General features: G+C 62.1%; 16 protein-coding genes and 1 tRNA gene. 11 read left to right on the top strand and 6 right to left on the bottom strand.

Going from position 1 to position 20,980, the window contains the following annotated elements:
• Nucleotides 1–109: 109 nt before the first annotated feature.
• Complete coding sequence (locus tag GPK42_RS00800) at nt 110–430, top strand: MGMT family protein (RefSeq protein ID WP_215692833.1); 321 nt, start codon at nt 110–112, stop codon at nt 428–430.
• Between the two features lie 392 nt (nt 431–822).
• On the opposite strand, the gene trpS is transcribed toward GPK42_RS00800, so the two are convergent.
• Both trpS and GPK42_RS00790 read right to left on the bottom strand, forming a co-directional pair.
• The gene (gene trpS / locus GPK42_RS00795; RefSeq protein WP_215692831.1) at nt 823–1,872 is read right to left on the bottom strand and encodes a tryptophan--tRNA ligase; all 1,050 of its coding nucleotides are present in this window, start codon (nt 1,870–1,872) and stop codon (nt 823–825) included.
• Nucleotides 1,873–2,028: 156 nt separating this feature from the next.
• A complete protein-coding gene (locus GPK42_RS00790; RefSeq protein ID WP_215692829.1) occupies nt 2,029–3,228 on the bottom strand; it encodes an MraY family glycosyltransferase in 1,200 nt (399 codons plus the stop codon).
• A gap of 535 nt (nt 3,229–3,763) precedes the next feature.
• Here GPK42_RS00790 and GPK42_RS00785 point away from each other — a divergent pair.
• From GPK42_RS00785 to proB, 5 genes are all read left to right on the top strand, one after another.
• Nucleotides 3,764–4,702: a radical SAM protein gene (locus tag GPK42_RS00785; RefSeq protein ID WP_215692827.1), complete on the top strand. Its 939-nt coding sequence runs from the start codon at nt 3,764–3,766 to the stop codon at nt 4,700–4,702.
• A 151-nt stretch (nt 4,703–4,853) separates the two neighbouring features.
• Nucleotides 4,854–4,926: transfer RNA gene (locus GPK42_RS00780), tRNA-Ala, on the top strand.
• 64 nt (nt 4,927–4,990) lie between these two features.
• On the top strand, nt 4,991–5,476 hold the full coding sequence (locus tag GPK42_RS00775; RefSeq protein WP_215692825.1) for a hypothetical protein: 486 nt from the start codon (nt 4,991–4,993) through the stop codon (nt 5,474–5,476).
• Between the two features lie 82 nt (nt 5,477–5,558).
• Nucleotides 5,559–7,064, top strand: a complete 1,506-nt coding sequence (locus GPK42_RS00770; RefSeq protein WP_215692822.1) for a nicotinate phosphoribosyltransferase — start codon at nt 5,559–5,561, stop codon at nt 7,062–7,064.
• A 79-nt stretch (nt 7,065–7,143) separates the two neighbouring features.
• Nucleotides 7,144–8,271, top strand: a complete 1,128-nt coding sequence (gene proB / locus GPK42_RS00765; protein WP_215692820.1) for a glutamate 5-kinase — start codon at nt 7,144–7,146, stop codon at nt 8,269–8,271.
• A 101-nt stretch (nt 8,272–8,372) separates the two neighbouring features.
• Here proB and GPK42_RS00760 read toward each other — a convergent pair whose 3' ends face one another.
• The gene (locus tag GPK42_RS00760) at nt 8,373–9,791 is read right to left on the bottom strand and encodes an alpha/beta fold hydrolase (protein ID WP_252200005.1); all 1,419 of its coding nucleotides are present in this window, start codon (nt 9,789–9,791) and stop codon (nt 8,373–8,375) included.
• A 112-nt stretch (nt 9,792–9,903) separates the two neighbouring features.
• On the opposite strand from GPK42_RS00760, the gene GPK42_RS00755 reads away from it, so the two are divergent.
• A complete protein-coding gene (locus GPK42_RS00755; RefSeq protein ID WP_055310674.1) occupies nt 9,904–11,190 on the top strand; it encodes a glutamate-5-semialdehyde dehydrogenase in 1,287 nt (428 codons plus the stop codon).
• Between the two features lie 70 nt (nt 11,191–11,260).
• Here the strand turns inward: GPK42_RS00755 and GPK42_RS00750 are convergent, their stop codons facing one another.
• A complete protein-coding gene (locus tag GPK42_RS00750) occupies nt 11,261–11,860 on the bottom strand; it encodes an HD domain-containing protein (RefSeq protein ID WP_138375338.1) in 600 nt (199 codons plus the stop codon).
• Between the two features lie 107 nt (nt 11,861–11,967).
• The gene (locus GPK42_RS00745) at nt 11,968–12,453 is read right to left on the bottom strand and encodes a CarD family transcriptional regulator (protein WP_138112805.1); all 486 of its coding nucleotides are present in this window, start codon (nt 12,451–12,453) and stop codon (nt 11,968–11,970) included.
• A gap of 342 nt (nt 12,454–12,795) precedes the next feature.
• On the opposite strand from GPK42_RS00745, the gene argS reads away from it, so the two are divergent.
• From argS to GPK42_RS00725, 4 genes are all read left to right on the top strand, one after another.
• Nucleotides 12,796–14,649: an arginine--tRNA ligase gene (gene argS / locus GPK42_RS00740; RefSeq protein ID WP_215692816.1), complete on the top strand. Its 1,854-nt coding sequence runs from the start codon at nt 12,796–12,798 to the stop codon at nt 14,647–14,649.
• A gap of 664 nt (nt 14,650–15,313) precedes the next feature.
• Nucleotides 15,314–17,731 (top strand): transcription termination factor Rho, encoded by a 2,418-nt coding sequence (rho, locus tag GPK42_RS00735; RefSeq protein WP_338404306.1) that lies wholly within the window; start codon nt 15,314–15,316, stop codon nt 17,729–17,731.
• 313 nt (nt 17,732–18,044) lie between these two features.
• Complete coding sequence (locus tag GPK42_RS00730; RefSeq protein ID WP_196025429.1) at nt 18,045–19,445, top strand: hypothetical protein; 1,401 nt, start codon at nt 18,045–18,047, stop codon at nt 19,443–19,445.
• 7 nt (nt 19,446–19,452) lie between these two features.
• A complete protein-coding gene (locus tag GPK42_RS00725) occupies nt 19,453–19,902 on the top strand; it encodes a VanZ family protein (protein WP_006235485.1) in 450 nt (149 codons plus the stop codon).
• A 114-nt stretch (nt 19,903–20,016) separates the two neighbouring features.
• Here the strand turns inward: GPK42_RS00725 and GPK42_RS00720 are convergent, their stop codons facing one another.
• Nucleotides 20,017–20,907, bottom strand: coding sequence for an ROK family protein (locus GPK42_RS00720; RefSeq protein WP_215692814.1), 891 nt, complete (start codon nt 20,905–20,907; stop codon nt 20,017–20,019).
• Between the last annotated feature and the right edge of the window lie 73 nt (nt 20,908–20,980).

The raw sequence follows: 20,980 nt of genomic DNA, 5'->3' as shown, positions 1-20,980 counted from the left end.
AACCAGGCCCTTGCGGCGTAGTCGCTATTTATTCAGTCCAAGTTTCGGGGCGCAGTTCACAGGCACCTTTGTGGTGGTTTATGCTGGTTTCGGTTGAAAGGAGCATGCGATGGCGTCTGAGGGCTTTTTTGAGCGGGTGTACGAGGTGGTCGAGCAGATTCCCGAGGGGATGGTCGCTACGTACGGCCAGGTGGCGCTGCTCGCCGGTCGTCCGCGCAGTGCGCGCTATGTGGGTTATGCGCTGCATAGCAACCCACGTCCTGGCCAAATTCCCTGTCATCGTGTGGTGTTTGCCGACGGCCGTATCTGTGAGGGCTTTGCCTTTGGCGGCCCCGATGCTCAGCGTGAGCTCTTGATGGGGGAGGGCGTGACGTTTACCGATTCCATGCACGTCGCGCTGGGCACCTGTCGTTGGCCTGCCGGACTCTAACAGCTCTGCCGTGGTCAAAACCACCACAAAGGTGCCTGTCGCCATCGTGGTGGTTTTCCGTTGCAGGTTTACCGGGGCTAACTTATGGAGAAGCTATGGCGGCGTATATTGACGCTAGAAAGTAAACCACGGTGAACTATATTGGTTTCAGCAACGGAGCAGGCAATAGGCGATGAAAAAGCCTGCCCTGTTGAGTTTGATTCGCATTCCTCCCCTCTGTGCGATTCAACGGTGTACTTCGGGAACAGGCCCGCTGGCAACTAACTGCCGGCGGGCCTGTTCCTGTTTGTCGGGGGAGTGCGATGGGCGGAGCCGAAGCGGTCCGGCTCCAAAAAAGCGGACGCCGTCGCGCCCGCCCTAAAGCAATCGAAAGCTCAAGTCAGCAGATCGGTCTAGTACACCATGCCCATGGCGTCCCGAACCTCGGCCAGGGTCTGCTCGGCGATCTCGTTGGCGCGACGGTTGCCCTCGTGCAGCACATCCTTCACATAGTCCAGATCGTTCTCATAGCGCTGTCGACGCTCGCGGATCGGTGCGAAGTACTCGTTGACGGCCTCGGTCACGTACTTCTTGAGCCGGCCGGAGCCGCCCATGCCAATCTCCTCGGCAATCTCGACCTCGGAGCGGCCGGTGCAGATGGCAGCCGTCGAAAGCAGGCCGGACACGCCGGGGCGGTTCTCGGGGTCGAACGTGATCATGCGTTCGGAGTCGGTCTGGCTCTTTTTGATGCGCTTGGCCGTTTCCTCGGCGGTCATCGAGATGTTGATGGCGTTGCCGTAGCTCTTGCTCATCTTGCGGCCGTCCAGGCCGGGCAGCAGCGGGGTCTCGGACAGCAGCGCGTCGACCTCGGGGAACACCTTGCCGTAGCGGTTGTTAAAGCGGCGGGCGATGGTGCGGGTGAGCTCGATGTGCGGCAGCTGGTCGCGACCAACCGGCACCACGTTGCCCTTGCAGAACAGGATGTCGCAGGCCTGGTGCACCGGGTAGGTGAGCAGAAGGCCGGTGAGCTCGTGGCCCGAGGCCTCCATCTCGGCCTTAACCGTGGGGTTGCGCGCCAGCTCGGCCTCGGACACCAGCGACAGGAACGGCAGCATGAGCTGGTTGGCGGCGGGCACGGCGGAGTGCGCGTAGATCATGGTCTTGTCGGGGTCGATGCCGCAGGCAAGGTAGTCCATGACCATGTTGTACACGTTGTCCTGGATGTGCTCGGTGGTGTCGCGGTCGGTGATGACCTGGTAGTCGGCGATGAGCACGTTGGTCTTGGCGCCCATGTTCTGCAGCTCGACGCGGCCCTTGAGGGTGCCAAAGTAGTGGCCCAGGTGCAGACGGCCGGTGGGGCGGTCGCCGGTAAGCATGGTGAACTTCTCGGGCGTCTTGGCCAGGCCCTCGCGAATGGCGTTGCTCTTTTGCAGCGCGACTTCGTAGCTGTTCTCGTTTGGCATGATTGCTCCTAACGTATGTTCATGGGTCAAGATGATAACGCGTTTATTGGAGGGTCGGGGCGTAAGTAGGCGAGGACCAGGAGAGGGGCGGCTTGCATGATGGGCGCGGGGCTGCGCATGGCCAGCGGCGCCGGGGCACATCCTCGGCAGCTTACCCTAGAGCTTGTGGTGGCGCTCTTCCTTACGTTCCTCGGCTGCCTGCTCCTCCTGCTTAAAGGCGGGGTCATCGGGGGTTACCAGCTCGTCTTCGTGCGTGCGCTTGTTGTAATGGTGGCGCAGCACGGGCTCAAACAGGTGTAGGTGCTTGGCAAAGGCTGCCGAGCCAATGGCGAGCACGGTAAAGATGAGCACGCGCGTGGGCACTTCAACCTGATTGATGGCGGCGGCGCCGGCCGAAAGCATAATGCACCAGGCGTAGATGAGCAGTACGGCCTGCTTTTGGTTGTAGCCCTCTTGAATGAGGCGGTGGTGGATGTGGCCCTTGTCGGCCTGCCCGATGCTAATGTGGGCGCGCTTGCGGCGCACAATGGCGCTAAACGTGTCGATGATGGGCACGCCGGCAACGATGAGCGGGATGATAAGCGAGGTGAGTGCGGCGGTGCGGCTCACGTTGAGCAGCGAGATGGAGCCCAGCGCAAAGCCCAGAAGCAGCGACCCCGAGTCGCCCAAGAAGATGCTTGCGGGGTTGAAGTTGTAGCGCAAAAAGGCCAGACAGGCGCCAAAGAGCGCAATGGAGAGCGCGGCGGCGTCGATGCGGCCCGAGAGAACGGCCATCGAAAACATGGTGAACGAGGCGATGCCGCAGATGCCCGTGGCCAAGCCGTCGAGGCCGTCGATGAGGTTAATGATGTTGGTGAATGCCACCAGATAGATCACGGTAATGGGGTAGGCGAGCCATCCGAGCATGATCTCGCCGGGAGCAAACGGGTTGACGATGACGCCGATTTTTAGGCCGCCCATGCAGGCGATAAGCGCGGCGAGGACCTGTCCGGCCAGCTTTTGCTTGGGCGTGAGCTGGAAGACGTCGTCGATAGCGCCGGTCGCAAAGATGACGGTAAAGGAGAGCGCCAGCATGGGATAGCTAATGTGAAGGCGCGGGTGCGGCACCAGGACGGGTGGCCAGCCTAGGTACCAGGTGCCTAGGATTTGCACAATGCAGGCAACGACCAGGCCCAAAAACACCGCCGTTCCGCCCAAACGCGGGATGGGCTTGGTGTTGATGCGGCGCTTAGAAGGATAGTCGACGGCATCGAGCTTAATTGCCAAGCGCTTGACCAGGGGCACCGCGAGGAAGGTCGTGATAAAAGCCGCCGCTGCCACGCATAGGTACGGTATGTAGCTCGGGGATGAAGCCATGAATCTAAAAACCGCCAAGCGTCGAAGGAAAAGGTCAGAAGAACGCCATGCGCAAAGGGCATAGCCGAACCATAATACTCGACCGAGGGGGTGCGGGGGTTTGCGCTGTGCGATTATCACGCGCTTACCAGATATTGGGATGTTGGCGGGGGTTCTGCCGAGTACTGTTGGGTGTCATACGGGATCTGCGATGGCAATTTTTGGCAAAATCGGCAAAAGAAAACCACCCCCCACGTTACGAAAATGAACCCACCTAAAACAGGTGGGTGCCCTCATCGACTGTTCCAGCGTCCTTAACAACGAAGGATACCTGTACTAAGTACGACTGTGTGGGCTCCCTAAATAAACGCGACGGTTCACCCAGTTGCTCCGCGGGGGGCGGAATACCTACATCATAAAGCGGCACTTTGTTGATTCCAGTCTTGACATTACAAAAATCGTGTCGGACGATTACGGCGCCTTGGTCTTGGAGCCGTCTGCGCGGTCCGGGCCTTTACGTTTGAGCTGCTGAATCGTTGTTTTGGAGCATGTTTTTATGCCGACGTCGTTGACCGAACTTTTTTCGCCCGCCTGCCATTTGTGTCCACGCCGTTGCGGCGCGGCACGCGACGAGGGCGCGCATGGCGTGTGCGGTGCCGACGACACGCTTAAAGTCGCCCGCGCGGCGCTCCATATGTGGGAGGAGCCGCCCATTTCGGGTGAGGCCGGCTCGGGCACGATTTTCTTTAGCGGCTGTTCGCTCAAATGCGTCTACTGCCAAAACCACGAGATCTCGACGGGCAATTTCGGTCTTGAGATTTCGCCCGAGCGCTTGGTCGAGATTATGCTGGAGCTGCAGGACCAGGGCGCCAACAACATTAACCTGGTGACTGCGACGCATTATGCTCACCTGCTGCCGGCCGCGATTGACGAAGCGCGGGAGCGCGGGCTGGACATCCCGATCGTCTACAACACGAGCGGCTATGAGCGGGCGAGTGCCGTTGCTGCCCTGGGTGACCTGGTTGATGTGTGGCTCACCGACTTTAAATATGCTGATGCCGAGCTTGCTCAGTCACTTTCTCATATTAAGGATTACCCGCGCGCGGCCGTGTCGGGCCTGGCACAGATGGCGCGCGAGGTCGAGCGCCGCGGGGGAGAGCTGGTGGACGACGAGGGGCTCATGAAGCGCGGCATCATCGTGCGTCACCTAGTGCTGCCGGGACATGCGGACGATTCGTGCCGCGTGCTGGACCTGGTGTGGCAGACGGTGGGCGACGTGCCGATTTCGGTCATGAACCAGTACACGCCCAATGCGCTCATGCGCGAGCAAGGCGGCGAGTTGGCACGCGCCGTGACGCGCGAGGAGTACGAGCAGGTGCTCGACCATGCCGACGACCTGGGCTTTACGACGATGTTCTGGCAAGAAGGCGGAGCGGTAGACGAGAGCTTTACCCCGGCGTTCGACACCACCGGTGTCCTCACCAGCGCAAAGTAGCGCGTTCGCCGATGATTTTTCTGGGACGGGGGATAAATAATCATCGGGTGGCTCGGGCGTTCGAAAAGTAGTCAAAACAGCCCCGTCCCAAAAAGACTGGGTATTGGGCGTTGACAGTTGGCGAGCCGTAGGTAAAATATCAACTTGTCCTGGGGACGTAGCTCAGTTGGGAGAGCGCTGCCGTCGCATGGCAGAGGCCGAGGGTTCGACTCCCTTCGTCTCCACCCTTGGATTTGATAAGCCGCTGACATTGTGTCGGCGGCTTTTTTTAAAAGAAAGGGCTGTACCATGGCCGAGCTTGAGTCCCAACCACTGTCTGCCGAGGAGCGCGCCGAGTTGGAAGAGCTCCGCGCCGAGAAGGCTCGTCGCGAGGCCCAGGAAGAGGCACGCCGCGAGCGTGAGGAGCTGGCTGCCCTGCGTGCCGAGCGTGCGAAGGCCGAGGAGGTCGCCGCGAACGCCGCATCCGCACCGGCGCCCGCGCCCGCACCCAAGCCCGCCGCCGCGAAGCCTGCGCCCAAGCTCGTCGCCGCGAAGCCCGCGCCCACCGCGCCCAAACCTCAGCCTAAAAAGGCCGCTCGTCCCAAGTCCGTCGAGCCCAAGCCGAGCCGTGACGAGATGACCTTTGCCCAGCGCATGGTCACCTCCAAGGAGCCTACGGGCGAGAATGAGATCCCTGGCATGGCACCGGCTCAAAAAATCATCATCGTGCTCGCCCTCATCGCGTTTATCGTCTTTATGGTCTACACGATCACGGGCAGCATGGGCCTGCACTAACCTGTTCGCGCCGGGCTCCATGCCCGCACGTCCGTCTCGCCCAACCCTCAACCTCTGCACAACGCATCCGAAAGGTCGCCCCATGGCTTTGACCGACATCTCGCATCCCACCGACATTGCAATGCTCACCGATCTGTACGAGCTCACTATGGCCCAGGGCCTGTGGGAGAGCGGCAAGGCCAATGAGCAGGGTTGTTTTACCGCGTTTTACCGCGACCATCCCTTTGGCAGCGCCTATGCCGTCATGTGCGGCACCGCCGAGCTGCCCGAGCTGGTCGAGAACCTGCGCTTTACGCCCGAGGATATCGACTACCTCGCCTCACTCCAGGCCCCGGCCGGCGGCGCGATGTTCAAGCCTGCTTTCCTCGACTACCTGCGCGATTTTCGTGCACATGTAAACATCGACGCCGTCCCCGAGGGCGAGCTCGTCTTTCCGCGCGAACCCATGGTTCGCGTCACCGGTCCCGCGCTGGAGTGCCAGCTGCTCGAAACGGCGCTGCTCAACATCGTCGGCTTCCAGACGCTTGTCGCCACCAAGACGGCGCGCGTGGTGCTGGCGGCGGACGGCCGTCCCGTTGCCGAGTTTGGCCTGCGCCGCGCCCAGGGTCCCGATGGCGGGCTGGCCGTCGCGCGCGCGAGCTACGTTGCCGGCTGCTCCTCTACGTCCAATGTGCTCGCCGGCCGCCGCTACGGTATTCCCGTCTTTGGCACGCATGCGCACAGCTGGGTCATGAGCTTCGACTCCGAGCTCGAGGCATTCCGGGCTTTTGCTAAGTCGAGTCCCAAGAACTGCACGCTGCTCATCGACACCTACGACGTACGCGAGGGTTGCGAGCATGCCATTACGGTTGCCAAGGAGATGGAAGCGGTGGGCGAGCGCCTGTCGGCCATTCGCATCGACTCCGGCGACCTCGCCAAGCTCTCCAAGTATGTGCGCGGCCGTTTTGATGCCGAGGGCCTGCCCTATGTGGGGATCTCGGTTTCTAACGATTTGGATGAGTACACGATTCAGTCGCTGCTCGACCAGGGCGCGCCCATCGACAGCTTTGGCGTGGGTACCAAGCTTGCGACCTGCTACGATCAGCCTGCGCTGGGCGGCGTGTACAAGCTTTCGGCCCGTCGTGCGAGCGACGCGGAGCCGTGGACGCCGGTGGTGAAGCTTTCCGAGCAGCCATACAAGCGCACGATCCCGGGTGTGCAACGCGTGCGCCGTTATTACGACGGCTTTGGCGGCCCGGTCTGCGACATGATCTACGACGAGGACCATCTGGCGGGGGAGGGCGCCGCGCGCGGCAATACCCTTGTGGCCGTGAACGATGCCGCCCTGGTGACCGACGTGTCCGAACTCGAGTATCGCGAGCTGCTGGTGCCGATCGTGCGCGATGGCAGTGCGGTGGCTCCGCGTGAGAGCATTCAGGACGCGCGCGAGCGCTGTGCTTGGGCGCTCGATCATCTGGACGCCGCTTATAAGCGCTTCCTGTACCCGCAGACCTATGTGGTGGGCATGGAGCAGGGCCTGGCTCAGGTGCGCGACGAGCTCGTGCGCAAGAACATGGCCGCGGCCTCGGCTTTCCCCTGGGCAAAATGATCCCTTGGGGACGGAGGAAAACGGATCATTTTCTCGTTGCCCGTTCGCCCGTTCGCTGAACAGTTGATTGGTTTGACGTATGACGACTTCTTATAAAACGATGGTGGTAAAGATCGGTTCGTCCACGGTGGTGGGCGCCGACGGCAAGGTCAACCGCGCCTTTATCGGCGGGCTTGCCGATCAGGCCGCAGCGCTGCGCGAGCTTGGCTGGCGCCTGGTCGTGGTGAGCTCGGGCGCCATTGCCTGCGGCTATCTCGTGCTGGGCTTCGACCGTAAGCCGGTCGGTGACCTGCCGAGCCTGCAGGCCTGCGCCTCGGCCGGTCAGTGCATCATCTCGTCGGCCTACGACGAGGAGTTCCATGCGCGCGACCTGCTCACCTCGCTCGTGCTGCTCACGCGTCACGACACGGCGCGCCGCACGTCCTACCTGCACGCGCGCGACGCCCTGCTGCGCCTTGTGGAGCTGGGTGTGGTGCCGGTCGTCAACGAGAACGATACCGTCACCGTCGATGAGATCAAGTTTGGCGACAACGACACGCTGGCGGCGCTTGTGAGCTGCCTGGTTTCTGCCGATCTGTGCGTGACGCTCTCGGACATCGATGGCCTCTACACCGCCAATCCGCACGAGGATCCTACGGCCGAGTTCGTCCCGGTCGTGCATAAGATCGACGCCAAGATCATCGCCTCGGCGGGCGATTCTTCCACATCGGTGGGCACGGGCGGCATGATCACCAAGATCCGTGCAAGCCGCATTCTCATGACGGCCGGCATTCAGAGCGTGATTTGCTCGGGCGAGGAGCCCGATGCGCTCGTGCGTTTGGCCCGCGGCGAGAGCGTGGGCACGCTGTTCGATCCGCCGGCGGAGCGCCTGGACATTGCACCCCGCAAGCTGTGGATTGCACTGGGCGACAAGGCGCACGGCTCGGTGACGGTCGATGACGGCGCCGCGAAGGCGCTGGTCAGCCGCGGATCGTCGCTGCTCGCGGTGGGTATTCGCGAGGTCGATGGCCAGTTTGCCGAGGGCGATGTGCTCGACGTGTGCGACCCGAGCGGCATGGTTGTCGCCCGCGGTATCGCCGAGGCCGATTCGGACGTGCTGGAGCTTGCCGCCGGCCGCCGCCAGGACCAGATTGCCAGCAACCGCCTGCTCGCAGACCTGGCCGAGAAGCCCGCAATCCATAGGGACAACTTGATAGTGTTTGCATAAAGAGAGGCAGCGCTGCGGCTCGTTTTGCCAGCAGTGCTGCCTCTCCTTTTCCGGCACTTGGGGACGTTCCTATTGTGCCGGCAGGTGGGGACACTCCTTTGCTAGAAGATCCGGCGCAGGTCTCCGCGGTTGAGGGCTTCGTTGAAGAGGTGCTTGAACACCACGCCGCCGTGTAGACCGTCGTGCTCGAACTCGTTGGTCACCCAGGCATGCGAGTTGCCCACGCGGCTGAGCGTATCGAGCTGCAGGCCCGAATCGACGTACATGTCGTCGAAATACACTGCGGCCTGCAGGGGCACCTCGTTGCACGCCAGTCGCTGCGGGTCGTAGATCTTGTCCCAGCTGGTGTCTTCCATCAGCAGATCCATCGCCGGCTTGAAGGGCTTAAGTTCGGGCATCTGCTCGAACATCCACGGGAACATGGCCTCGCCGGTAAACATGAGCGGGCGCGCGAGCGTGTCGAACTCGGCACGATGAGCTTTCTCTTCTGCCGCTGCCCACTGAATGGGCATGGTGTCGCCGTCGGCGTAGATGAACTCCTGCAGCGTCCAGTACAGCGGATTCGTGCGCGTGTTGGTACGCTCGAAGGCACGCATCAAAAAGCTGTCGGATACCGAGGAACCGCAGCTCGGCGTACCGTCGCCATCAGCAAACGCATGATCGATGATCCAGTGCATGCGCTCAAAGCTCGGCTTCATGCCAAAGTCGCTGCCCATGAGCTGCAGGCGTTCGACCGTCATCGGCGAGCCGTCGGGTAGCACAGGCTTTTGCTCCTCAAGCGCGTCGGCAAGGGCCGCCACGCGCTCGACGTCAGCGGGGTAGCGGTCGTAATACTGCTGCGTCTTGGCGGCCATGCGCGGGAAGGTGTGCGCGTAGACCTCGCTGGCGCTCGCCGGCACGTGCGGAATTCCGCCGCAGGTAAAGCTTGCCGCCATGCCTTCGGGGAAGAGCGACAGGTAGCTCAGCGTCAAAAAGCCGCCGTAGCTCTGCCCGAGCGTGACCCAGGGCCTGCCGCCAAAGCCCACCAGGCGCAGGTACTCAAAATCGCGCACGATGGAGCAGGCGAGGTGGCGCTTGAGGAAGTCCGCCTGCGAGCGGGCAGCATCGGAGCCGGCCGCCTCGGCGCGCTCGCCCAGTGCGGCAATCGTGCGCCCGTCTACACAGCTGCTGCGCCCGGTACCGCGCTGGTCGGGCAGCACGACGCGGAAATGCTTGACGGCCTCTTCGATCCAGCCATCGCTTGTGGGCGACAGCGGACGCGGGCTCTCGCCACCGGGGCCACCCTGCAAAAAGAGAAGGAGCGGCAGGTCGTCGTTGATGCGGTCGGGTGCGCAAACCACGCGGTAGAAGAGCTTGATGCTCTCGGGCGCGCCGGCGATGGGTGTCGGTATAGCGCCGCGGCGCATGGTGCTGCCGACGGCCAGGAGCATCGGCTCCAGGCCGCGCCAGTCGAGGGGGACGTCGATGCTGTGGTCCTCGACATACAGGCCGAGGACGTGGTACGAAGTGATGAGGGCCATGTGAGTCTTCCGTTCGTTGCGGTGTTTCGGGTTGACCAATTCTACCGCCGCGGGCGAGGCCATGCGCAAATCGGCTACCATGGTTGCAAACTTCTAGGAGAAAGGGCCGCCCATGTCGGTCGATATAGCCACGTATGTCCACGATCTTGCCGTTGCCGCCAAGGCAGCGTCGGCCTCGCTTGCCACGGCGAGCGATGAGCAGCGTCAGGAGGCCGTGCGCGCCATGGCCGCAGCACTGCGCAACGGTGTCGACTCCATCGTCGCCGCTAACGAGCTCGATATGTCCGCCGCACGCGATGCGGGCACTTCGGCCGGTCTGCTCGACCGTCTGCTGCTGACGCCCGAGCGCGTCGAGGGCATGGCCGCCGGCCTGGAAAAGCTCGCCGAGCTGCCCGATCCCGTCGGCCGCGTGCTCGACCACCGCGTGCTTGCGAGCGGTGTGGACCTGACCCGCGTGAGCGTGCCGTTGGGTCTGGTTGCCATGGTCTACGAGGCGCGCCCCAATGTGACAGCCGACGCCGCGGGCATCTGCATCCGCACCGGCAACGCCTGCATTCTGCGCGGCGGCTCGCTGGCCTATCACTCGTGTGCCATGATCGCCGAGCTGCTGGCCGATGCGCTCGAGGCCAAGGGCTTCCCGCGCGAGGCCGTGTCGATGATCGAGTCCACCGACCGCGAGGCCACCGGCGAGCTCATGAAGCTCCGCGGTATCGTCGACGTACTCATTCCGCGCGGCGGTGCAGGCTTGATCCAGCGCTGCGTGCGCGAGTCGCTTGTGCCGGTGATCGAGACGGGCACGGGCAACTGCCACATCTACGTGCATGAATCCGCCGACTTTGATAAGGCGCTCAACATTATCGTCAATGCCAAGACCCAGCGCGTAGGCGTGTGCAATGCCGCCGAGTCGCTGCTGGTCGACCGTGCTGTGGCAGATTCGTTTTTGCCGGCGGTCGTTGCCGTGCTGCACGACCACGGCGTACTGATTCACGGCGACGAGGCCACGTGCGCCGCATGCGCCGACGCTGGGCTTGCCGAGGGCGACAACTACGTCGCCGCGACTGAGGAGGACTGGGGTCGCGAGTACCTGGCTCTCGAGATGAGCGTGAAGGTCGTGGCGAGCGAGGACGAGGCCATCGCACACATCAACCGCTACGGCACGATGCACTCCGAGGCCATCGTTGCCGAGGACACGGATGCTTGCGAGCGCTTCCTGGATGCGGTCGATGCCTCGGCCGTGTACGCCAACGCCAGCACGCGCTTCACTGACGGCGGCGAGTTTGGCCTGGGCGCCGAGATCGGCATCTCGACCCAAAAACTCCACGCCCGTGGCCCCTTCGCCGCCGAGGCCCTCACCACCTACAAATACAAGCTCCGCGGCACCGGCCAGGTCCGCCCCTAAACCCCTCGTAAACGAAAACCACCACAAAGGTGCCTGTCCCCTTCGTGGTGGTTTTAGGTGGCGTGGGCGGTTAGGCCTGGAAGGTATCGCGGTCGGGGGCGAAGGACTGCATGGCCGCGATGGTGCGGTCAAAGAGCTCGGGGAGCTCCCAGCCCAACATCTCGGCGCCCTGCGAAATCACGTCGCGCGAGCAGCCGGCGGCAAAGCGCTTGTCCTTGAACTTCTTCTTGAGCGACTTGGTCGTAAAGTCCATAACGCTCTTGCTCGGGCGCATGATGACTGCAGCGCCGATCAGGCCGGTGAGCTCATCGCAGGCAAACAGGATCTTTTCCATCTGCAGCTCGGGCTTGGGCAGCGAGGTGTTGAAGTCGGACGTGTGCGTCTGGATGGCGCGAATGAGCTCTGGAGACGCACCTTCGCCCTTAAGAATCTCGGCAGCATAGATGGTGTGGTTCATGGGGTCGTCCTCATGCTCCTCCCAATCCAGGTCGTGCAGCAGACCGACGATGCCCCAAAACTCCTCGTTCTCGGGGTCGAACTCGCGCGCAAAGTAGCGCATAGTGCCCTCGACCGTCTCGCCATGGGTGATATGGAACGGGTCCTTGTTGTGCTCGTTGAGCAGTTCGAACGCGCGGTCGCGGGTGATTCCGGCGGTAAGCGGCTCTGCCATAGGAGACTCCTTGTGCTCGTGGGTATCGATAAGAATGAATACTACTAGAACAAGAAAACCACCACAAAGGTGCCTGTCCCCTTTGTGGTGGTTTTGGCGCGGTTGGGTTAGTTGAGGGCGGCTTGGGCTAGGCGGGCTTCGGCGGCCTCCTCGGTGACGCCCAAGGCCACGGCGAACTCCTCGATGGAGCGGCGCTTGGCTTCCTTGAGTACGCGCATGTAGTAGGAGCTGGGCTTTTTATCAGCTTCCTCGGCCTGGCGAATGCGGTACATCATGGTCTTTGCCACGCGGACCGTCTCGGGCGCGCCCAGCTTGAGCTGCTGCTTAAAGTGCGTCTCCTCAAGCGAGCTGTTGCGCTCGGTAAAGGTGTCGCACTCCAGCTCGTCATAGTGGCTCAGCAGGTGCTCGGCATCTTGCTGAGAGATGGCGGCGTGCAAACGATCGGCCTGCGCCACGGGGTACATGAGGATCGTCTGCGCATGTCCCTGCTTGGTCTCGAGCAGCAGCATGGGCTGCGGCGTGTCGTCCCTAAAACCGACGACGGTGCAGACTCCCTGACCCGGATGAATGACGTGTTGACCGATTGAGAACATGCTACCTCCAACTTATACGAATTTACGTATGTCTAGAATAACACGCTGACGTGCGCAAACCCTTACTTTATGCAGGAAAAGCACACAACTCTGATAGGTAAGAGTATTCGATAACAGACGCAGCTCATTCACACCTTTATGCATTTTCAACGCCTGCATAATCTGCAGGCAGACTGGCATCTTTGAGTGACTCCATACAAGCTGTAGTCATTTTTGTGCATATGCAATATCTATTAGCTTTACCCTGCGACAGTGCCCGTCGCTTGTGATAGAGTGCTACAAACTCTGGCTTTTGCCCTACGAGTGACCAAGAGCTCGGGGGCTTTAACACAAGGAGGATCTATGCCCGAGAAGATTGAAGAGCTGGTACGCGCTGCGCTTGCTGCGGCCCAGGAGGCCGGCGACCTTTCCGCATTTGAACTTGACGATTGCGCTATCGAGCGACCGGCTGACACTTCTCATGGCGAGTGGACCTCTACCATGGCCCTGAAGTCCGCCAAGCTGGCCCACTGCGCCCCGCGCAAGATCGCCGAGGCCATCGTTGCCCATATGCCCGAGGACCCCGCGATCGAGAAGGTCGAGATCGCAGGCCCCGGCTTCATCAACTTCTACCTCTCCGTTGCCGTCAAGAATGCCATCTTTGGCGAGGCTCGCGAGAAGGGTATGGACTTCGCTAAGTCCAACGTCGGTGGTGGCCTGAAGACCCAGGTCGAGTTCGTTTCCGCCAACCCCGTCGGCCCCATGCACATCGGCCACGGCCGCTGGGCCGCGCTGGGCGACTCGCTCTGCCGTGTTATGGACCACGCCGGTTACGACATCCAGCGTGAGTTCTACATCAACGACCACGGCTCTCAGATGAACACCTTCGGCAACTCCATCAGCACGCGCTATATGCAGCTTGCCGACATCATCGCCAAGCAGGGCGTGGATATCGACGAGGCTCACAAGCTGCTGATCGCCGACCGCGACGCTTTCGTTGCCGACGAGAACGACGAGCATCCCGAGACCCATCCGTACCAGGATAACTTTGCCGAGACCCTGGGCAAGGACTCCTACGGCGGCGACTACATCATCGACGAGGCCGCCGAGTTCTGGCGCACCGACGGCGATAAGTGGGTCAACGCCGATCCGCAGGAGCGCATGGAGAGCTTCCGCGAGCGCGGCTATGTAAAGATGGTCGACAACATGCGCGACCTTTGCCATGCCGTTAACTGCGACTTCGATCGTTGGTTCTCCGAGCGCTCGCTGTATGTGAAGGACACCGAGGGCGAGACCGCCGGCACCTCCGCCGTCGACCGCGCTTTTGAGAAGCTCGACAAGATGGGCTACCTCTACACCAAGGACGGCGCCCTGTGGTTCCGCTCCACCGACCTGGGCGATGACAAGGACCGCGTCCTGATCAAGTCCGACGGCGAGTACACCTACTTCGCCTCCGACGTTGCCTATCACTGGGATAAGTTCCAGCGCGTCGACCACGTCATCGACATCTGGGGCGCCGACCACCACGGCTACATCGAGCGCGTCCGCTGCGTCTGCGACGCTCTTGGCTATCCCGGCAAGTTCGAGGTTCTGCTGGGCCAGCTCGTCAACCTGCTGCGCAACGGCAAGCCCGTCCGTATGTCCAAGCGCAAGGGCACCATGGTGACCCTGCAGGAGCTCGTCGACGAGGTCGGCTCCGATGCCGCTCGCTACACGCTCATCTCCAAGAGCTCCAACCAGATGGTCGACTTCGATATTGAGGCCGTTAAGAAACGCGACAACTCCAACCCGGTGTACTACGTGCAGTACGCTCACGCCCGTGTGTGCTCCATCCTGCGCCGTGCCGCTGACGTTACGCCCGAGCAGGCTGACGAGATGGGCATGAAGGCCGTCGCCTCCAAGGCCATCGGTGAGAACGTCGATTACTCGCTGCTGACCGACCCGACCGAGCTCGCCCTTTCGCGTAAGCTCAACGAGCTCACCGACCTCATCGCCAGCTGCGCTCGCGACCGCGCCCCGTTCCGTCTGACGCACTTTGCTGAGGAACTCGCCGGCGACTTCCACAGCTTCTACGCTGCCTGCCAGGTTCTGCCGAGCGAGGGCCGTCCCGTCGACCCCGAGCTTTCGCGTGCCCGTCTGGCCGCTTGCGACGCCGTCCGCGTGACGCTCGCCCTGGTGCTCACCCTTGTTGGCGTTTCCGCGCCCGAGCAGATGTAATCTGCGAGTCATTTGACCGTACAGACTTGGTTTAACTAAGCCTTGAAAGCCCGATCTCCCACGGAGGTCGGGCTTTTTGCAAACGCCGACGTATTGACGAATTTGGAACTGCTGGAAATACGAAACTATGCCGGTTTACTACGATGAAATGAGAAATTCCAACCACGCCGGCTTTTCGCAAAAAGTGCAAGGCATCTACCTGCGGTTTTAGTTCAACAAGTTTCGGAGTGGTCGCGGTTGAGCGATTCATCGTAGTAAACCGCCATAGTTTTGGCGGAGGCAGTCAGATTTGTGGGTGTTAAACCAAAGAGTGTCCCTTTTGACTAGTCGTTTAAGAGCGTTCCCAATGACTAAGTTGCAGCTGGCGGCGGTTGTGTTACACTAACGCTGCGTATATGGCGCAATCATCTCGATACAGATCAATGATGTCCGTCGTTTTGAACGGAACTAGACTGTTTAGCCGCCCTGAAGGTTTATGCAGGGAGCATGTGATCACAGGGCTTGAAAAGAAAGTTGAGCAAACACTGTGTCTGATCAACAGCAAGAAAACGAAATAACGACGACGCAAGCCGCTCCCGCTGCACCGGTTGCGTCGGACCAAGTCGCGGCGCCCGCGCAAACGTCGGCTCCTGAGACGCCTAAGGCTGCAACGGCTGAGAAGGCCGTGCCTGCAACTGGTGAGGAGGCTGCTCCGGCAAAGCCCAAGCGTACGCGCCGCACGGCCAAGCCTGCTGCTGACGGCGAGGAGGTCACCAAGCCCAAGCGCCGTACCACGCGCACGACGCGCGTCAAGCGCACCGTTGCAGCTGACTCCTCGGCGCCGATTTCCGATGAGGTCGCGCAGGCACGTGCGTTGGCGCAGATTAGCGAGGCTCAGGTGGTGCGCGCCCGCCGTCGTGCTGCCGAGCGCGAGGCCGCGGCTCTGACCGAGCTTGCAGCTCCGTCTGTGCCCGAGACGCCTGCCGCCACCGAGACCCCTGTCGCCGACCAGCCGACCGAGAAGCCGGTACCGCGCACACGCCGTCGCACGGCTGCTAAGGCCGAGCAGGTTGCCGATCAGGTAACCCCCGAGCTCACTGAGGCTTCGGTCCGTTCCGCGGCAGGGGAGGGCACATCGCCTGTTGAGCCCGCTGCGCCTGTCGAGGCCAGCGAAGTTCCCGTTGTCGATCCGGCTTTGCGCCCGCACCGTCGCGGTCGCAAGCCCAAGGCCTTCGTCGAGGCAGAGAAGGCCGCAGCCGCAGCTGCAGCCGCTCGGGATGCTGCGGCGACCGCCGAGTCTGCAACCGCCGCCGACGCGCCCGTCCAGGATGCTACGACTTCCGAGGCCGCTCCCGCCGATGTCGAGCCCGCCGACGTCCGTCCTGGTCGCAGCCATCGTACTGCTGCTAAGCGCACGTCCAAGGCCAAGGCTGCCAAGAAGGGTGCGTCCGAGGATTCCGCCGAGACGACCGCCGATGCATCGATTGATGCCGCTGAGCCCCAGGACGTCGAACAGCCTGCGTCCGAAAAGCCCAAGCGTGGTCGTAAGAAGTCCGCTAAGGCCAAGGCGTCCGAGCAGCGGGCTGATGTCGAAGCGCAGGTCGATTCCGGCGCCGAGGCCAATGACGCCGCTGCGGCCAATGCCGACGCCGCCGCAACTGATGGTGCCGCGCCCGCCGAGGCCGAAGACGGCGCTCGCCCCAACCGTCGCCAGCACAAGCGTAACGACGAGCGCAACGACCGCAAGGACGAGCGCAACAACGACCGTCGCAACCGCCAGCGCGATCGCAAACAGCGCAACAAGGAGCGCAACGCCGCCCCCACCGAGCCCACGCTTTCGCGCGAGGAACTCGCGGCCATGAAGGTCGCCGAGCTGCGCGAGAAGGCCAAGGAGTTCGAGATCGAGACGACCGGCAAGAAGAAGGCCGAGCTCGTCGAGGAGATCTACACCACTGCCGCGAAGGCCGAGGGCTTCCGCGACATCAAGGGCATTCTGCAGATTCGCCCGGACAGCTCCGGCATCATCCACGCCCATGGCTACATGAAGTCCAACGACGACGCCTTCGTGCCCGCCTACCTCATCCGCTCCGCGCGTCTGCGCACGGGCGACGTCATCGAGGGCTCGCTGCGTCCTTCGCGCGGCGGCGACAAGCGCGCCGGCCTCGCCAAGATCACGACCGTCAACGGTCTGGACCCCGAGCAGATTCGCAATCGCCCCAAGTTTGGTGACCTCACCCCGGTCTATCCCAACGAGCCGCTGCGCATGGAGCACGGCAAGGACTCCATTACCGGTCGCGCCATCGACATCGTGTCGCCGATCGGCAAGGGTCAGCGTGGCCTGATCGTGTCCCCGCCTAAGGCCGGCAAGACCACGATCCTCAAGAAGATCTGCCAGTCTATCTCGATTAACAACCCCGAGGTGCACCTCATCTGCCTGCTCGTCGACGAGCGCCCCGAAGAGGTCACCGATATGCAGCGTTCCATCAAGGGCGAGGTTGTGGCGTCGACCTTCGATATGCCCGCCGACAACCACACTCGTGTGGCAGAGCTCGTCATCGAGCGCGCCAAGCGCATCGTGGAGCTGGGTGGCGACGTCGTGGTGGTGCTCGACTCCATCACGCGTCTTGCCCGCGCCTACAACTTGGCGGCGCCCGCCTCGGGCCGCATCCTTTCGGGCGGCGTCGATTCGGCGGCCCTGTATCCGCCCAAGCGCTTCCTGGGCGCAGCCCGTAATATCGAGAACGGTGGCTCGCTCACCATCCTGGCCTCTGCCCTCATCGACACCGGTTCCAAGATGGACGAAGTCATCTTTGAGGAGTTCAAGGGCACCGGCAACATGGAGCTTAAGCTCGACCGCGATCTTGCCGACCGTCGTATCTTCCCGGCCATTGACCCCGTTGCCTCCGGTACGCGCAACGAGGATCTGCTGGTCGACGAGCAGATGCGCCCGTTTGTCTTTGGCCTGCGTCGCATTCTTGCCGGCATGAACAACACCGAGCGCGCAGCCGCATCGTTTATCAAGGGTCTTAAGGGCACCAACACCAACCAGGAGTTCCTGGTGCGTTCGGCCAAAAAGCACAGCGACTACGAGCAGACGTTCTAGGTTGTCATCCACACGCAGCGATAGCCATCAATGCGATAAAGGGTCGGGGCTTTGAGCCTCGGCCCTTTTCCATATCGCCGCTCCGCGCTTATTTTTAACCATAAGACCGACGAGCAGCAGGTTTCCCGTTTCAATCCGACATCGTCGCTTGCAATCGACGGGGCGGTTTCGCATAATAGCTTTTAAGCTTCGCGACGGAAAACGCAGATGAAACGAACCATATACCGTTGCTTTGGGGCATAGCCCCGCTTCATCTTCTCTCGCGCAGCCAACTGAATGATGCGATTTGGGTGCTGGAAGATGGGGAGAGCTCATGGCTTCTTCTGATGCAACACAACGAGCAGTCCTTGCCGGACTTTCGTGCGGGATCGGCCTTGCCGCTCCCGTGGTTATGTATGCCGCGACGCTGCCGTTTTCGTCTGTGAACGAGACGGTCGTGGCGGGTGCGGTTCCCTTCGCCGTGGGCGCGGTGGCGGGCGTGGGTATCTATGCCGCCTCGCTGGGTATCTCCGAGTATCGTGCGCAGCGTGAAGAGCGTCTGTTCCAGCCTGATGCCATGGGCGGTGCCGCCAATCTCAATCAGCATCAAAGCGAGTTCAAGACCGCCTCGATTCCAGCTCAGCAGCAGGATGCGACTCCTTACGCTGCGGCTTCTGCTTCTCAGGCTCAGGCGGAGCAGTCTACCTCGGCATTCCTTTCCGGCCTGACCGGTGCGTTCCAGCGCCGTCATGCCGATGATGGTGTCCCTACCATCGCTCGAGCCGCAGATGCTATGGACGAGGACGAGGCTTGGTCCATGATCGACAGTATGCTCGACGACGATTCGCCGGTGAGCTGCGACCCTGCACACTCGCGCGACGTCTATCAAGTCGCCATCGACGAGCTCACCAACGGCGGGCAGACCGGCTCCTTCAATCGCGACGACATCGCCGCCGCGGCACGCGCCGTGTCTGGTTCCCAGGCCGCCCCTGCGGGCAGCACGGCGGCTTTCGTGGCACTCGTTGCCAACGCGGCAGCCAATAACGCCTACAACGCTACCTCGGGCGACGCGAACGCTTCTGCCGACAATTCGTACGTTGATGAAGCCATGACCGCTGACGAGGAGGCCGTTGCCGCCCGCCGTGCCGCCGAAAGCTCATTGTGGGGCGCTCCTGCCCAGCAGCAGGCGGCTGAGGCTGTGCCGTACAATGCAAACCTCGCCAGCATGCCTATCATCTCCGGTGCCGCGGACATCGATCTCGATGACCTCGATGAGCCTGCAGCCATCACCGCATCGATTGATGCCCAAGATCGCATCGACACCGGCGACCTTCCGGACGCCTCGCTCGAGGTTGATGTTCCCATGGCCGATTACTCGGGCCACGAGGGCATGTGGGCCGCCGCCACCGCGATTCTGGATGAGATTGACGAGCCTGCTCCTGTTGCAGCCCCCGCTCCCGTCGCTGCCCCTCAGCCTGCTGCCCCCGCCTATGTCGGCCGTCACAGTGCTGTGTTCCCCGAGGATACTGCCCGTATCTCGCGCGAGAGCATCGAGCGGGCCGAGGCTATTGCCGCCGGCATTATGGAAAACCGTCGTCACGAGCGCGTCAATCAGATCCTCGAGGAAGAGATCGAGCGCCTGCAGTCCTCAACCGCCAAGCGTACGGGCCGTGCCTATCTGAGCGTTATCGAGGGCGGTACCGCCAGCTTCGCGCCGCTCCGCGCGGAGGCATAACTTCTGCATGGTTAAGATCAATCGAAAATGGGCGGTTGTAACCTGCCTGATGGCGCTCTTGATCTGGGGCAATTCGCTGGTTCCCGGCTCGGGGTCGGGCTCGCTGAGCCTAACGGTTATGGAAGCTATCCGCGGTTTCCTGCACGGCGTGGGACTTCCATATGAATGGGTGACCAACTTTGTTGTTCGCAAGTGCGCGCATTTTACCGAGTATATGGTGCTCGGCATCCTGGCAACGCACGCCTTTGATTTTGAGGGCCGGCGCACCTTTGACGTGCTGCTGCCCACGGCGGTGTTCCTGCTGCTGATTCCCTCGATCGACGAGACGATTCAGCTCTTTGTGCCGGGACGCGCCGGCATGATCACCGATGTGATGATCGACTGCTGTGGAGCGGCAACGGGCGTTGTGCTCCGATATCTCTTACGGTCGCTGATGTGCGCCAAAAAGGCCGCCTAGGACGTATTGTTTGGTCCTAGGCGGCCTTTTTTATTTGAGGGCTTATATGAGGCGTGGTGGCGTCGTTCCGTAGGTCGGATTTACCGGGCGCGCCACGCCCTGTGGGTGCGTCTGCTACTGAAGCGCCTGTGCGCCCAGGGCCAGGCAGCCCATAATGCCCTGCTTGCCCTCGAGGCTGTTGTTGACGATGTAGTTATCGATGTCGTTGACCTCGGGCGTGACGATATAGCCGTTGAGCATCTCGGCGCACTTTTTTCGCGCGAGCGGCACGATGGGGGTGTGGTCGGCCACGCCGCCGCCGATGATGATCTTTTGCGGCGCGTAGCACAGCGTGTAGGTCATGAGCGCCTGTGCCAGATAACCGGCGAGCAGGTCCATGGCCTCCGGGTCATCGGCCATGTCTCCGGCGCTCTTGCCATCCCAGCGCTTTTTGACGCCGGGGCCGGCGATGAGGCCCTCGAGACAGTTGTCGTGGAAGGGGCAGGCGCTGTGCTCGCCAATGGTGTCGCGCGGGTCGCGCGTGACCAGGATGTGGCCGGCCTCGGGATGCATCATGCCGTGCACGAGCTTACCGCCGGAGAGCACGCCGGCGCCCACGCCGGTACCGATGGTCAGATACACCACGTCAGTGAGGCCCTGGGCGCAACCAAAGGTGACCTCGCCCAGGCAGGCGACGTTGACGTCGGTGTCGTAGCCGCAGGGGATATTGAGCTCGTTTTGGATGCTGCCCAGCAGGTCAAAGTAGCGCCATGCCGTCTTTGGGGTCTCCAGGATCTTGCCGTATTGGGGCGAGGCAGGGTTGACTGCGGTGGGGCCAAAGGCGCCGATGCCCAGCGCAGTGATGCCCTTGTCGGCAAACCATGCGTTAACGGCCTCAACGGTCTCCTGCGGGGTCGTGGTCGCGATCTGCTCACGTTCCAGGACTGTACCGTCTGCATAGCCCGTGGCGCAGACCATCTTGGTGCCGCCGGCCTCGAGCGCTCCGATAAGCTGCTGCTCTGCCATAGTGTTCCTCTCTCTGGGACGAGTTGCTCCGTGACTAAAGTATAGTGCGCTAAACCATTTAAGAAAGCGCTAT

Origin of the sequence: Collinsella aerofaciens, from assembly GCF_018785265.1 — a bacterium.
Lineage (GTDB): Bacteria > Actinomycetota > Coriobacteriia > Coriobacteriales > Coriobacteriaceae > Collinsella > Collinsella aerofaciens_AI.
This window is presented reverse-complemented; position numbering and strand designations above follow the sequence as displayed.

What these genes read in the sequence shown, in the direction of transcription:
- GPK42_RS00725 (WP_006235485.1), top strand. Translation starts at nt 19,453, where the DNA reads ATGGTTAAGATCAATCGAAAATGGGCGGTTGTAACCTGCCTGATGGCG.
- GPK42_RS00760 (WP_252200005.1), bottom strand. Translation starts at nt 9,791, where the DNA reads ATGGCCCTCATCACTTCGTACCACGTCCTCGGCCTGTATGTCGAGGAC.
- trpS (WP_215692831.1), bottom strand. Translation starts at nt 1,872, where the DNA reads ATGCCAAACGAGAACAGCTACGAAGTCGCGCTGCAAAAGAGCAACGCC.
- GPK42_RS00775 (WP_215692825.1), top strand. Translation starts at nt 4,991, where the DNA reads ATGGCCGAGCTTGAGTCCCAACCACTGTCTGCCGAGGAGCGCGCCGAG.
- GPK42_RS00750 (WP_138375338.1), bottom strand. Translation starts at nt 11,860, where the DNA reads ATGGCAGAGCCGCTTACCGCCGGAATCACCCGCGACCGCGCGTTCGAA.
- GPK42_RS00790 (WP_215692829.1), bottom strand. Translation starts at nt 3,228, where the DNA reads ATGGCTTCATCCCCGAGCTACATACCGTACCTATGCGTGGCAGCGGCG.
- argS (WP_215692816.1), top strand. Translation starts at nt 12,796, where the DNA reads ATGCCCGAGAAGATTGAAGAGCTGGTACGCGCTGCGCTTGCTGCGGCC.
- GPK42_RS00770 (WP_215692822.1), top strand. Translation starts at nt 5,559, where the DNA reads ATGGCTTTGACCGACATCTCGCATCCCACCGACATTGCAATGCTCACC.
- GPK42_RS00730 (WP_196025429.1), top strand. Translation starts at nt 18,045, where the DNA reads ATGGCTTCTTCTGATGCAACACAACGAGCAGTCCTTGCCGGACTTTCG.
- GPK42_RS00785 (WP_215692827.1), top strand. Translation starts at nt 3,764, where the DNA reads ATGCCGACGTCGTTGACCGAACTTTTTTCGCCCGCCTGCCATTTGTGT.
- GPK42_RS00720 (WP_215692814.1), bottom strand. Translation starts at nt 20,907, where the DNA reads ATGGCAGAGCAGCAGCTTATCGGAGCGCTCGAGGCCGGCGGCACCAAG.
- proB (WP_215692820.1), top strand. Translation starts at nt 7,144, where the DNA reads ATGACGACTTCTTATAAAACGATGGTGGTAAAGATCGGTTCGTCCACG.
- GPK42_RS00755 (WP_055310674.1), top strand. Translation starts at nt 9,904, where the DNA reads ATGTCGGTCGATATAGCCACGTATGTCCACGATCTTGCCGTTGCCGCC.
- GPK42_RS00745 (WP_138112805.1), bottom strand. Translation starts at nt 12,453, where the DNA reads ATGTTCTCAATCGGTCAACACGTCATTCATCCGGGTCAGGGAGTCTGC.
- GPK42_RS00800 (WP_215692833.1), top strand. Translation starts at nt 110, where the DNA reads ATGGCGTCTGAGGGCTTTTTTGAGCGGGTGTACGAGGTGGTCGAGCAG.